General features: G+C 47.1%; 8 protein-coding genes and 1 pseudogene. 7 read left to right on the plus strand and 2 right to left on the minus strand.

Annotation, left to right across the window (positions count from 1 at the left end; genetic code table 11):
• Positions 1-67: 67 nt before the first annotated feature.
• The 5 genes and pseudogenes from AC5590_RS28460 to AC5590_RS28480 all read left to right on the plus strand — a co-directional run.
• Positions 68-193: pseudogene (locus AC5590_RS28460) on the plus strand (ATP-binding protein); the annotation flags it as partial.
• 280 nt (positions 194-473) lie between these two features.
• Entirely contained in the window at positions 474-677 is a 204-nt protein-coding gene (locus tag AC5590_RS28465; protein WP_169266679.1) for a DUF2283 domain-containing protein, read from the plus strand.
• A 291-nt stretch (positions 678-968) separates the two neighbouring features.
• Entirely contained in the window at positions 969-1094 is a 126-nt protein-coding gene (locus tag AC5590_RS28470; RefSeq protein WP_282453079.1) for a hypothetical protein, read from the plus strand.
• A gap of 314 nt (positions 1095-1408) precedes the next feature.
• Positions 1409-7924: an ATP-binding protein gene (locus tag AC5590_RS28475; RefSeq protein WP_248277298.1), complete on the plus strand. Its 6516-nt coding sequence runs from the start codon at positions 1409-1411 to the stop codon at positions 7922-7924.
• A 231-nt stretch (positions 7925-8155) separates the two neighbouring features.
• On the plus strand, positions 8156-9610 hold the full coding sequence (locus tag AC5590_RS28480; protein WP_169266680.1) for a CheR family methyltransferase: 1455 nt from the start codon (positions 8156-8158) through the stop codon (positions 9608-9610).
• 17 nt (positions 9611-9627) lie between these two features.
• On the opposite strand, the gene AC5590_RS28485 is transcribed toward AC5590_RS28480, so the two are convergent.
• Together AC5590_RS28485 and AC5590_RS28490 are read right to left on the minus strand one after the other, a co-directional pair.
• The gene (locus tag AC5590_RS28485) at positions 9628-10449 is read right to left on the minus strand and encodes a glycerate kinase (RefSeq protein ID WP_169266681.1); all 822 of its coding nucleotides are present in this window, start codon (positions 10447-10449) and stop codon (positions 9628-9630) included.
• A 77-nt stretch (positions 10450-10526) separates the two neighbouring features.
• On the minus strand, positions 10527-10859 hold the full coding sequence (locus AC5590_RS28490; protein WP_169266682.1) for a DUF565 domain-containing protein: 333 nt from the start codon (positions 10857-10859) through the stop codon (positions 10527-10529).
• 564 nt (positions 10860-11423) lie between these two features.
• On the opposite strand from AC5590_RS28490, the gene AC5590_RS28495 reads away from it, so the two are divergent.
• Both AC5590_RS28495 and AC5590_RS28500 read left to right on the plus strand, forming a co-directional pair.
• A complete protein-coding gene (locus AC5590_RS28495) occupies positions 11424-12026 on the plus strand; it encodes a hypothetical protein (RefSeq protein WP_169266683.1) in 603 nt (200 codons plus the stop codon).
• Positions 12027-12146: 120 nt separating this feature from the next.
• Positions 12147-13931, plus strand: a complete 1785-nt coding sequence (locus tag AC5590_RS28500; RefSeq protein ID WP_169266684.1) for an ArnT family glycosyltransferase — start codon at positions 12147-12149, stop codon at positions 13929-13931.

A 13931-nucleotide genomic window follows, 5' to 3' on the forward strand; every position in this document is an offset into this window, starting at 1 on the left:
AATTACTCATTCTCCCACAGTAATACCTGGTTAACTTACGCCGTGCTGTACTAGTAGGCATTTGCCTGGGGGGCTAGGTTTGGGAATGGCGATCGCTCGTCAACTCGTAGAACTCCACGGCGGTACAATTGAGGCAGCCAGTGAGGGGCAAGGACGAGGTGCAACGTTTACCGTCAAGCTGCCGTTAGTTTGACAGGGCAATATGGCAAAAGACAATGGATTTTCAGCTATCTATCCATGCCCAAGAAGAACTTGTAGAAAGAAATATACCTTTAGAGGTTATAGAACTTGTACTTAACTAACCCGAACAAGTAGTAGAGGAGGACAACTTAAAGGTATATCAAGGAAGATTTGAAGCAGCCAACGCCAAAAACCTACTTGCTCAGAGCTTATGTCAACGATCAAGTTAATCCTATTAGAGTAGTGACAGTCTACAGAACTAGCAAAATCAATAAATATCTTCGGTAAAGAATATGCAAGCTAAATACGACACAGAGCAAGATATTCTACGGATTCGTTGGTCAGATGCACCAATTGAAGAAAGCGACCAAGAGCAGTCTGGAGTCATTCTTGACTATGATCAACAAGGCAATGTGATTGGTGTAGAAATTCTCAACGCTTCCCATAAAATTAGCCAGTGGCAACAATTGACTTCACCTATTAGGGTAGATGGCTAATGGTAACAAAGTAGCAAAATAAAAAAATAAAATCAAAATAGCTATCCAAAAACGCTGATTATGAGTAAAGAAGAACAGCTACTCGAATATTGGCGCCAACTCTCTAGCGTTCGTTGCCCAAGATCAAGTGCTTCAACTCGCACAATCTCTTAAACCTCAGCCGGAGTTCGTTCCACAAACTCCCCTTGGCAAAAAGCTGTGGGAAATTCGTCAACGTATCGTTGCTTAAAGGAGGAGGAACTTGAACAGGAACTCGCAGAGCGTCGCGGCGGCTGGCGGGAAAAAGACTAGATGACTCGAACATTCATTCATTCTGGTGAAGCAGCGCTGCGGGAGGGTTTCCCTCCGCAGGCGACTGCTGAACCCGAAGGGTGTGCTTATTGCGGCGGCTCGTGGCGATACAACCCGTTCACTTAGTGCGCTTCGCATTCTCAGCGCTCGCGATCGCGAATTTGCTTCAAGCGCCTTCATCCAGCTAGAGACCCTACCTAAAGCAATCTATAATAAACAATAGGTAGAACGCGCTTCACATTGCTGCTGCACTTTCTGTTGATGCAGAGGAATTTGTAACTACTGAAAAAACTACAAAACCGATGTGTCGTGTTATGGAAATTCAAATCGTTTCAATTGCGAGTGAGGCACTCCGTTGGGCGGGTTCCCCGACTTGAAGGAAGTGCCGAACCCGTAAGGGTGAATAAAATTCTTGCCGAATTGCCCAAGCCATAAGCGCCATGCAACGACCTCAACCAGAAACAGTCACATTAGACGATGTTGTCATTACCGAGGAGTTATCCCGCCGAACCCCTCGTCCCCCAAACTTGCTCTCAGAAAATCAGGCATTGCATGCGTTGGCGCGGCAGTTGGTAAATCAGCCGGAAATAATGCTCCAAAATCTGGTTGACATGGCACTGGACTTATGCACTGCCCAAAGCGTAGGAGTCAGCTTGCTACAGACAACTCCGAGTGGTGAAGAAGTCTTTGGCTGGATTGTTTTAGCAGGAACATTAAAACAGTACGTAGGCAACACCGCACCCCGCAACTTTAGTCCTTGTGGAACGTGCCTTGATCGGGGTACTCCTCAGCTTTATTCGTATCCCGGTCGATATTTCACCTATTTTCAAGAGGCAGAAGCACAGATTGTTGAGAGCCTAGTCTTACCACTGACCGCTGATAACCATGCCCTTGGTACCATCTGGATTGTATCTCACGATGAGCAGCGACATTTTGACAGTGAAGATGTCCGGGTGATGACGAGTTTGGCAGACTTTACAGCAGCAGCGTTGCTTCTGAATCAGCGACAAACGAGGGAATTGCTTGCTGCCAATGCTGCCCTAGAAGCTGAAATTATTGAACGCAAGCGATCGCAAGAAGCATTACGCGAGAATAATGCATACTTAAAGTCTCTTGTCAACCTGGTGCCCGATATGCTCTGGCGCAATGACGTAACTGGCAACACCAGTTGGTACAACCAGCGCTGGCTCGATTACACCGGGCAAACGATGGAAGAGGCACAGGGCTATGGCTGGCTAGAGGTGATTGATCCCGAGGATCGCGCCCAATCCCTCGCCAATTTTCAGAACGCGGTGAATGAGCGTCGTCTCCTGCGACAAGAACACCGCATTCGGGGTACAGACGGAAACTATCGCTGGTTTCTGATTCAGGCAAGTCCGGTCTTTGACGCCCGAGGATGCATTATTCAATGGTTCGGAACCGCCACCGATATTCATGAGCAGCGGACTGTGCTTGAGACGTTACGCGAATCGGAAGAACGGCTACAGCTGGCTGCCGATGCTGCCACTTTTGGTACCTATGAGTATATTCCGCAAACCGATCAAATCAACTGGTCAACAACGTTGAAAGCGATTCATGGCTTGCCGGAAGACGCAGAAATTACCTTTAATCGATTATCTGAATTCATTCACCCCGAAGATCAGGAGCAGACTTTGGGCAAATTCCATCAATTCCTCAGTCCAGATGCTTCCGGAGCTTACGAGCACGAGTTTCGCATCGTGCGGACGGATGGAGCAGTGCGTTGGCTACTCGATAAAGGGCGGGTATTCTTCACGGGTGAGGGAGAACACCGTAGAGTTGATCGCGCTATCGGTGTAACGCTTGACATCACTGATCGCAAGCTCTCAGAAGCAGCCTTGCACGAATCGGAACAACGTTTGCGGACGTTGATTGAGAATCTGCCAGGTGGGGCAGCGTTTGTCGTTGACCGCAATCTGCGCTATCTGCTTGCCGAAGGCGAAGCACTCTATGCCGCCGGTTTCAAAAGAGAAGATTTAGTCGGCAAAACCATTTTCGAGGCGATGCCGCCCGAATTAACCGCCAAGTATGAGGAGCTATACCGCATGGCTCTCTTGGGTGAGTCGTTTGAGCATGAGCACAATGCACACGATCACTCGTATATATCGCGCGGAACTCCGCTTCGCACGAAAAGCGGCGAAGTTTATGCTGTGCTTGCCGTCTCTTACGACATATCCGATCGCAAAAAAGCAGAAGTTGCTTTGCGCGAGAGCGAAGAACGATTCCGCTTATTCGTCACCGCTAGCTCGGACATAATATACAGAATGAGCGCAGATTGGAGTCAGATGCGTAACCTCGAAGGTAAGAACATCCTCGCCAGCACTGAGAACCCCAGCCACACATGGCTTGAAACGTATATTCCCAAGGAGGAGCAGCCGCAGGTATGGGCTGTCATCCAAGAAGCCATCCGAACCAAGAGCACGTTTGAGTTGGAACATCGGGTTATTGAACAGGACGGCACAATCGGCTGGACGTTCTCGCGCGCCATCCCAATGCTGAATGAGCAGGGTGAAATCATTGAATGGTTCGGAGCAGCAAGTGATGTGACCGATCGCAAACAAACCGAAGCAGCGATCGCTCAAGACCTTAAAGATACACAACTGTTGCGTGACCTGAGCGCACGGCTCGTCACCGAAGGCAACATTCAGGCGCTTTATCAAGAGATTATGGCAACGGCGATCGCCCTCACGAGGGCAGATGCCGGAACGGTGCAAATTCTCGATGAAGCAACGCAAGAACTGGTGCTGCTCGCTACCCAGGACTTTGAGCGAAATATGATCGAGCATTTCTACCGCGTCAACGCCAGTTCAAATACGTCCTGCGGCATTGCACTGGTAACGGGCGAGCGCACCTTCGTTGATTTCGATGTGCCAGAAAATGAAGACCCCGACGGTTCATGCCGAGTGCACGTGGAGGCAGGTTATCTCTGTGCCCAGTCCACGCCGCTGATTGCTCGTTCGGGTAAAGCGATCGGCATGTTTTCAACGCATTGGCGCAAACACTATCGACCGAGCGATCGCGAACTGCGCTTTCTCGATTTACTCGCCCGCCAAGCGGCTGATCTAATTGAGCAGCGGCAAGTCCAAGTCGCCCTGCGCGAATCGGAAGAAAAATACCGCACTTTATTTAATTCGATTGATGAAGGCTTTTGCATTTTTGAATTAATCGAGGACGACGAGGGCAACGCGGTTGATTGGATTTATCTAGAAGCGAATCCGGCGTTCGAGCAGCAGACCGGCTTCATCAATCCAATCGGTAAGCGCATCAGCGAGTTTCAGCCCGACCTCGAACGCCTCTGGTTCGAGCGGTTCGCGTGCGTCGCCCGAACGGGTCAGCCGATGCGCTTCGTACAATACACCGAAGCGATGGGCATTTGGTATGACGTTTACGCGCTGCGCGTCAGCGTGGCGGGCGACAACCGCGTGTCGCTTCTGTTCACTGACATCACCGAGCGCAAACGCCGCGAAGCAAATCTCGCTTTCCTCGCCGGTTTGATGAACGATTTTGCGCCGCTTGCCACTGCCAAAGAAATTATGGAAATGGCGGGCAAACGCATCGCCGAACATCTCGATCTGTCGCGCTACATGTTTGTTGAGATTTACCCAGAGGCAGGCACATGCACATATCTGCTCCCCAGCCGTCCCGCCGGGCAGCTTGAGATCAGCGGGAGCTACATACTCGCCGATTACCACACCGAAGAGGAACACCGCCTGCTCTGCACCGGGCATTCGATGGTCATGAACGACGTGCGCGACGGAACGCGTTCGCCCGAACAGATCGCGGCATTTGAGGCGTTCGACATCGCTTCGATCGTCAACACGCCTTATTTAAGCAACGGACGCTGGGTTTTCGATCTGGGCGTCGCGCGCAGCAAGCCTTCGGTTTGGCGCGAGGATGAAATCGAGCTTTTGCGGGAAATCTCCGCGCGCGTTTGGCTCCGAATCGAACGCGCCCGGACCGAAGTAGACCTGCGCCAGTCGGAAGAGAAATATCGATCGCTGTTCAACTCAATGGACGAAGGGTATTTCCTTTGTGACGTGATTTTTGACGAAACCGATCAGCCCACTGACCTCTTCTATATTGATGAGAATCCAGCCGCAGTTCGCATGACGGGGCAAAGTTTTCGGGGGCAGCGACTGAGAGAAATTAATCCAAACTATGAAGAATATTGGTACGAGATCTTTGGTCGCGTTGCCCAAACGGGTCAAGCTGAACGGCTAGAGCGATACGCCGCACCTAACCAAATTTGGTACGACTTTTATGTCTTTAAAGTCGGTTGTGATGACACTCGACGAGTTGCGGTTGTATTTAATGACATCACCGATCGCAAACGTGCAGAAGAACAATTGCGCTACGCTGCTGAGACGGATGCTTTCCGGTTGAAGTTGTCGGATGCACTGCGTCCCTTAAGCGATCCCGTTGCCATGCAGGAAACAGCCATGCAGACGCTAGGCGCTTATCTGAATGTAAATCGTGCTTTCTACGGTGAAGTCTTAGATGACGATGACACACTCGTGATCGGTTCGGGTTATGCCGACGGACTTTCCCCAATTGTGGCACAGATTAAATTTTCCGAGTTTGACTCCGATTTGCTCACGGATTATCGCGCCGGACGAACGGTTGTGATCAATGACCTTTACGTGGATATGCAGCTTTCGGCGAAGGCAAAGACAGAGTTCGATGCCATTCAGGTGCGGGCTGCCGTTGGAGTGGCGCTCTTGAAAAATGAAAAAGTGCGGGCAATCTTGAGCATTCATCAGTCTGTGCCGCGCCAATGGACTCCAAGCGAAATCGCATTGCTAGAAGAAACCGCCGATCGCACTTGGGCAGCCGTAGAGCGTGCCCGTGCCGAAGCTGCCCTCCGTGAATCAGAAATGCAGCGAGTTCGAGAACAATCTGTCCTTGAACAAGAACGCCAACGTGCTGAATCTCTAGCCGAACTCGATCGCGCCAAAACCACTTTCTTCAGCAACGTTTCTCACGAATTCCGCACGCCGTTAACGTTGCTGCTGGCTCCCCTACAAGATGCCTTGAACGATCGCACCACACCCCTCGCCCCTCCTCAACGGGAACGACTGGAACTGGCGCATCGAAACACAAATCGACTCCTGAAACTGGTCAATACCCTACTCGACTTCTCGCGCATCGAAGCCGGACGCATGGAAGCGGTATACGAGGCGACAGACTTGGCACTGTTGACAACTGAGCTAGCCAGTGTATTTCGTTCCGCCATTGAGCGGGCAGGGCTACGGCTGATTGTCGATTGTCCACCGTTGCCAGAACCCGTCTACGTAGACCGTGAAATGTGGGAAAAAATTGTTCTCAACCTGGTCTCCAACGCCTTTAAGTTTACCTTTGAAGGTGAAATCGCCGTCAGGCTGCATCTTGCTGATCAGCGTCATGTAAAGTTACAGGTAGAAGATACAGGCACAGGGATTTCACCTGAGGAACTGCCCCATCTGTTTGAGCGATTCTACCAGATACGAGGAACAAAAGCAAGGACTCATCAAGGGTCTGGTATTGGTCTAGCGCTGGTGCATGAACTGATTCGACTAAATGGTGGCACCGTAGACGTGAGCAGCACCATAGGACAGGGAACTTGTTTCACCGTCACTATTCCTTTGGGCACAGCTCACCTGCCAAATGACCGTATCTCAGCAACACGTACTCAAGCATCAACAGGAATCGGTGCAGATCCTTATGTTCAGGAGGCTGAGCGTTGGCTACCGGAAGAAGGGAACAGGGAACGCTTAACAGGGAACAGGGAGCAAGGAGCAGAGGAAGGTGGGGAAAGTGCGGAAGAAATTACTCCCTCATCTCCCTCATCTCCCCTATCTCCCTCACCCCGCATTCTCCTAGTCGATGACAACGCCGACATGCGAGATTACCTGACGCGGATACTGAGCGAACACGTGCAAGTCCAAGCTGTTGGGGATGGAGCAGCGGCGCTGGCGGCGGCACAAGAGCGAGTGCCGGATCTGGTACTGAGTGATGTGATGATGCCACAGCTAGACGGCTTGGAGTTGCTCAAAGCATTGCGGGCTGAGGCATGCACAAGAGAAGTTCCCATCATCCTGCTTTCTGCCCGTGCAGGCGTTGAGTCGGTGGTAGAAGGACTCGAAGCTGGGGCGGACGACTACCTAATCAAGCCCTTCTCTGCCACCGAACTGGTATCCCGTGTAAATGCTCATCTCCAGATGGCACACCTGCGTCTTGAAGCACTCCGCCAGGAAAGAACCACCAGCCGCAGAAAGGACGAGATGCTGTCAATAGTGTCCCACGAACTGAATACCCCCCTGGTTGCCATTCTCGGTTGGACGCGATTACTCCGTGCAAATCCGCCCAGTCACTCTATGCTGATGAAATCGCTGGAGACAATTGAGCGCAATGCCACCCTGCAAGCTAAACTGATATCAGACTTGCTGGATATTTCACGGATTACCGCAGGCAAACTGCATCTTAACCTTGAGCCTGTTGAACTGCAATCGGTGATTGAAACGGCGATTGCCACAGTGCATCAAACCCAAAAAACCAAAGACATTGAGCTGACGTGTCTGCTTGACCCTTTACCAATAATAGTTCAAGGCGATCCAGACCGTTTGCAGCAGATTGTTTTAAATCTACTGACCAACGCCATCAAATTTACGCCTCAAGGAGGAAGAATTAAGATACGTCTTAATGTTATAGAAAATCAAGCCCAGATCAAGGTAAGTGACACTGGCTGCGGAATAAGTGCCGAGTTTCTGCCTCATGTTTTTGACAGTTTTCGTCAAGCAGAAAGTTCAAAGAGTCAATCTATTAAAGGGCTAGGGCTGGGACTGGCGATCGCCCGTCACTTGGTAGAACTCCACGGTGGCACCATCTACGCCGAAAGTCCTGGATTTGGGCAAGGTGCAACTTTTACTGTCAACTTAGCGCTTATTAGTGTTAGTTTTTAACAGTTATCAATTATCACTCACCAGTTATCGCACCAGCCGGCGAGGCTTTATGAGAACCGCCTTAAAAAAATTAATGTTGTTTAATTTTAACGAAGCTGTTTTACCATAAATAATAGTTTAGTGTCAACAAGAGGCTAATAACAAACGCTTAGCACTCAAATCTAACACCAGAGATCTGTCTACAAACGCTAATCCCTAAGTAGTTCTTGAGTACTAGGACTAAATTTTAACATGAGTATATCAGAGAGCCAACTAGAGTTTGAAGCTTTGCTGGACTACCTCAAGCAAAACTGTAGTTACGATCTGAGTGGTTATAAGGAAGGAACTTTGGTGCGTCGGGTGCAATACCGTATGCAGCAGTTAGAAATCGAGAACTACGGGAACTACTTGCAATATCTACAAAATAATTCAGACGAATGTGTTTCTCTGTTTAACACGATCTTAATTAATTACTCTGGCTTTTTTCGTGATAGCGATTCCTGGGATTATTTAGCGAACCAAATCATTCCCCAAATTATCACACGCAAGCAGTCGGATAAAAAAATCCGAGTTTGGAGTGCTGGCTGTGCTTCTGGACAGGAAGTTTATACACTGCTTATGTTGCTAGCTGAGGCTCTTGGTATCGAGCAATGTTTGCAGCGAGTGCAAGTTTTTGCCACAGATATAGATGAAGATGCACTTGCTGAGGCGCGGCAAGCAAGTTATAGCGACAAAGAGGTAGCAAACATTCCGAGTGACCTACTGTCCAAATACTTTGAGCAAACCCAGCAACGCTACGTTTTTGACTCCAAACTGCGTCGCACAATCATTTTTGGTGTCCATGACTTGACGAACAATGCGCCCATGTCCAAAATTGACCTGGTTGTGTGCCGCAACGTGCTAATATACTTTAAACCCCAAACCCAGGAAAAAACTCTGGTTCGCTTTCATTTTGGCTTGTGTGATAATGGCTTTCTTTTCCTAGGTAACTCAGAAGGCTTGACCAACAACAAATATATCTTCACACCTGTCAGTTTGAAGCATCGTATTTTTGCGAAAGGACAAAATCTCACTTTACAGGATCACCTGCTGCTGGCACCCCGGACTGACACCAAAAAAGCAGTTAACCCTCTAACTACCCAAATCCAGATGTGGAAAGCAGCCTTCCTTGCTAGTCCATTAGCCCAGCTAGCAGTGGATCGCAGTGGTCGCCTGCTTCTGGCTAATGAACAGGCTAACACCTTGTTTAATTTGAACATCAGTCATATTGGTGCGCAAGTGGAAGATCTAGAGATAGCGCGACTTATCAATCCATCCACTTTTATCAATCAGCTTGATCGCGATCGGGCGAAGCCCAGTGCCGTTCGGCGCAGCCGTACCGCAGGTTCAGACAATAGCCACTCGTCGCTGGGCCCCAAACATATAGAGTGGGTTACTGATAATCACACAACTTATCTAAACATCTACACCACACTAATATCAGATGAGAGTGGTAAGGCCCTAGGCACAAACCTGACTTTTATTGATGTCACCCGCAATATATTGTTAGAGGATGAAATTGAACGCTTAAACTCAGCCCTGGTAAAGGTGACTCAGGAACTAAAGGAGACAAAAGAAGTATTACATACTACAACACAACAATTCGATAGTACTCAAAAGGAGCTGGAAAGCGTACACCAGGAGATGCAATTTAGAATTAATTTGTGAGGATTTTGCCATCGAATCTAAACATAATTTGGTTGATAGACTGCACCAAATGAGTGGTCACTATTAACCTCAATAACTAAATCAACAAATGTGGGAGATTTAACTAACGGATTGATGAACAATTCTGGGTGCAAAGAACACCAAAAGTAATTCACAAATTGCTCCACTTCTTTTTCACTCATTCCTGACTTACCAGCAGCAATCATTTGCCGTTCCGCTTGTTTGCGCCACTCTAAGGAAAGACGATAATCTCTGGGATACAGCAAAATTAGGTTATCTAACTGCTCCCACAGTGGTAGGTAATCGCTGAGTTTGCTATTCATCTGACAGGCAAACGCTTTATCCTCATCTGTTATGATAGGGGGCGGTGCGGTGTCAAACGCAGTAGGCTCAATTGGTCGTACACCCACAAACCAACCTTCAAACAAGACAATATCTACATTCTCTACAATTTCTGGAGTCGTTCTATCGCCAGCACCTGCATGAAGAGATTTGTCGAAACGGGGAACTGCAACAGGACTTTTGCGCTGGCGGACTTGCTGCAGTATTGTTAAACCCAATTCTACATCGTGTGTTCCTGGAGGACCACGCCAAACTAAGCGCGGCTGTTTCTGTTTTAATGCCAAGCGCTCGTCATGTGTTTTGTACAAGTCATCTAAAGATAAACTCAGCGTACGGTATCCCGACTGTTTGAGAATCGCGCACAGAGTATTACACATCGTCGTTTTGCCTGTTCCCTGTCCTCCTAAAATACCTTGTATGAACGGACGCCCCAATTGTTGGTGATTAGATACTAGTTGTTTTGCTAAAGATAGCCAAAGATTATTTTCATTAGTCATTAGTTGTTAGTCATAGTCAAAAATAATTTTTCTCTGCTCCCTTCTCCCTTCTTTCTGCTCCCTTCTCCCTTTTCCGTTCACGAACCAAGCTTGAAAGCTTCCAGAAACAAGCTGTACATAAAACCGATTTTAAGGATATTGAGAGATTCTACCCAAAGCGCCTGTCGCTCTCGTATGCTACGACCGTAGTATATCCGGCTGCCGACTTCTGTTAATGTCAATAACACTCCAGCAACAACAATGTCCCATTCAGCAGTTTGTCCAGATGTGGTGGCAACTGCGCTTCCCAAAAAAAAACCGAATAAACAACTAATTATCAAAACCGAAAACCGTCGCCAAGGATTGAAAAACCATAGCCGCAAGCGTAATGCAATGGCATTAAATAGGTTGTTTAAGCGTGTGTTTTGCATGAATGGGACTTCCGCAATGACTAAGAGTGTAGGAGAGTAGGGGGCACCCGAGCACCCGAGCACAAGCAGCAAGGAGTTAGGGAGGCGGGAGAAATATTTTCATCTGTTCTGCTGTAAGCACTTTATGAGGGCTAGTTTTAAGGTAAAGTCAAGAAATCATGACATATTTATATAGGGGGATTCAAAAAATAAAATGTCCTAAAGTTATTGGTTAATGTGTAGAAAACGGTTATTAGTGTTGATGCCTAGCCCAGAGGCTGGGTAATTGATTGTGGATTTCTTGCTGGCAAATGCCGTATGGAGGATCTCTGGCAAGTGCATATGCTTGCTTAAATAGTATTGTGGCTATTTGTTAGGTTTTGAATAATCATACAAAATATATACTTTTCTTCATTGTGAGCAATAACCTTGTTGTTTTGCTTTAAGAAGCATACATGATATATTTCACGCACTAGTTACCAGACAGCCTTGGGTGGGCAATTTTTTTTAGATTGCTTTTACCGCTATTGGGCTGTTACTTGCTCAAGCCGACACTATAAATACTTACCAGTAAAATATATTACCATGAACCCGCCAGTGTGTTGTCACGCTATTCTGGTAGGTTTTTCGTTGGGAGTGCTGTTTCTACCAATGGGATGCCGTCAGAAGAGTGTATCCTTCGAGTCCACAAAATTAGAAGCTTCTTCTCTACCGTCTGCTCAAACACATCAGGAACAGAGCGCAGCATCATCATCTGGTTCCTCAGTATCTACAAAAAGTTATCAAGTCGAAAGTAGCAGTGGTGGGATCAAGCATACCGTTATGACATATCAACAGGGATCAAGTGGGCAAGCAGCTAATCAAGGAACTTTACGAATGAGCAACCAAACCAACCAACCTGTGCGTCTTGCTCTACTGTCACGACGTTCTCTAAAGAAAGGCTCTTCTTCTGGACAAACTAAAGATGCTGTCCCTGCACACTGGGATTTTGCTCCACAAGAAGGTAGTGAGAAGGGGATGATTCTAGCTTTGCCAAACGGTAAGTTAGAACTGGAGACGGGAGATATTTTAGTTGCCTTTGCGCAGGATGGTTCCCGTCGCTACTGGGGCCCATATGTTGTTGGAGAAACTTTCTTACCAAGTTGGAATTCTCAAAACAAAGAATGGCAACTTATTCTTAGTCCTTAGTCCTGAGTCCTGAGTCATTAATCATTAGTCGTTAAGCTTGAACACCTGGAACCGAAAAACTGAGCCAAAGTCATGTTGATTAATTTAGCATTTAGACTGTTGACTGGTTACTTATAACTAATGATTAATGACTATATGGGCAAACGTCGAGTCTTCGCTGTGACTCTGTCGATTTTATGGTTAGTTTTAATTGCTGGGGTGGCATTCTTTTGGCATTTGGGCAGTATTGGCTTGATTGATGAGACAGAGCCACTGTTTGCTGAAGCCTCCCGCCAGATGTTTGTTACAGGTGATTGGATTACTCCATTTTTCAATGGTGAAACTCGTTTTGATAAACCGGCTTTAATTTATTGGTGTCAGGCGATCGCCTACTGGATTTTTGGAGTCAATGAATGGGCAGTCCGTTTGCCTTCAGCGCTTGCTGCTACAGGACTAATTAGTTTGGCATTTTACACTATACAGTGGCATTTAGCAAGACAAGACTACCTTGAGCGAACAACTCGCCCAACTCGACGCTGGTTAACGGCTGCTTTGGGAGCTGCTGTCATGGCATTGAGTTCACAAATGATTGTCTGGGGCAGAACGGGTGTTTCTGATATGTTGCTGGTTGGCTGCATGGACTCGGCGTTGTTGTGCTTTTTTCTCGCTTATGCCCAACCTTCACAATCAGAAATGAAAGCACGGTGGTATTTGGCTTTTTATGTCCTGACTGCGGGTGCAATTTTAACCAAAGGACCAGTAGGAATTGTCTTACCTGTGCTGATTATCGGCATATTTGTGCTTTATTTGGGAAATGCAAAAGCAATTTTACGGGAAATGCGTCCCCTTACAGGTTTACTCATTATTCTATGTTTATCAGTACCCTGGTATCTGCTAGTTATTTGGCGTAATGGTGAAAATTATATTAATTCATTTTTTGGTTATCACAATCTTGAACGTTTTACAAGTGTAGTAAACCGTCATTCAGCGCCTTGGTATTTTTACTTTTTCGTTGTCTTAGTAGGTTTTGCTCCATACTCAGTGTACTTGCCTTTGGCAATGGCAAGGCTGAAATTTTGGCAACCAAAGTACTGGCGTTCTCAAAAACGCTCTAGTCAACTCGGTTTATTTGCTTTTGTCTGGTTTATTGGTGTTTTTGGCTTCTTCACCACTGCTGTCACCAAACTCCCCAGCTATGTGTTGCCCTTAATGCCAGCAGCAGCTATTTTGGTAGCTTTGTTATGGAGCGACTTGCTTAAGGATGAGAAGATCACACAGCAATATTCTCCTGATTCTCTTAATCGTCCCTTCTTGTGGACAGGTTGGGTGAATGTTGTATTTTTATCAGTCCTAGCAGTCGCAATGTTTTACGTTCCTCAGTTAATACGTGATCCCGCCGCACCTAAATTCTCTGAGTCGTTTCAACAGTCAGGCTTATCAGTACTAGGAGGTGTGATTTGGCTAGTTTGCGCTCTTATAGTGGCGGCTTTACTGGTGCGTCGTTATTATCAACCAGTATTAATGGTGAATGTATTGGCGTTTGCGGCGTTTTTAGTTTTTGTTCTCACGCCTTGTTTGTTTTTGATAGATCAAGAACGTCAGCTACCTTTACGGGAATTGTCTGCGATCGCAGTCCAAGCACAACAACCCAATGAAGAACTTATGATGGTGGGTTTCAAAAAACCAAGCGTAGTTTTCTATACTCAAAAACCAGTAAATTACGTCAAAATATCTACAAAAGCTGCACAATATATTCAAGACAAAGCTGCCAAGAAAACACAACCTCCCTCAGTGTTGGTTCTTGCTCAGTTCAAAAAGTTTCCTGAAATGAACTTAAAGCCAACTGATTACGAAAAGTTGGGTACAAGCGGGGCTTATCAACTGATTCGAGTTCCTTTGAATAAGAAAGAACTAGGAAACTCTTAA

Origin of the sequence: Brasilonema octagenarum UFV-OR1 (assembly GCF_963888615.1) — a bacterium.
Taxonomy (GTDB): Bacteria; Cyanobacteriota; Cyanobacteriia; order Cyanobacteriales; family Nostocaceae; genus Brasilonema; species Brasilonema sennae.

Excerpts from the sequence above, each read along its gene's own strand:
- AC5590_RS28475 (WP_248277298.1), top strand. The coding sequence starts at position 1,409 with ATGCAACGACCTCAACCAGAAACAGTCACATTAGACGATGTTGTCATT.
- AC5590_RS28480 (WP_169266680.1), top strand. The coding sequence starts at position 8,156 with ATGAGTATATCAGAGAGCCAACTAGAGTTTGAAGCTTTGCTGGACTAC.
- AC5590_RS28470 (WP_282453079.1), top strand. The coding sequence starts at position 969 with ATGACTCGAACATTCATTCATTCTGGTGAAGCAGCGCTGCGGGAGGGT.
- AC5590_RS28465 (WP_169266679.1), top strand. The coding sequence starts at position 474 with ATGCAAGCTAAATACGACACAGAGCAAGATATTCTACGGATTCGTTGG.
- AC5590_RS28490 (WP_169266682.1), bottom strand. The coding sequence starts at position 10,859 with ATGCAAAACACACGCTTAAACAACCTATTTAATGCCATTGCATTACGC.
- AC5590_RS28485 (WP_169266681.1), bottom strand. The coding sequence starts at position 10,449 with ATGACTAATGAAAATAATCTTTGGCTATCTTTAGCAAAACAACTAGTA.
- AC5590_RS28495 (WP_169266683.1), top strand. The coding sequence starts at position 11,424 with ATGAACCCGCCAGTGTGTTGTCACGCTATTCTGGTAGGTTTTTCGTTG.
- AC5590_RS28500 (WP_169266684.1), top strand. The coding sequence starts at position 12,147 with ATGATTAATGACTATATGGGCAAACGTCGAGTCTTCGCTGTGACTCTG.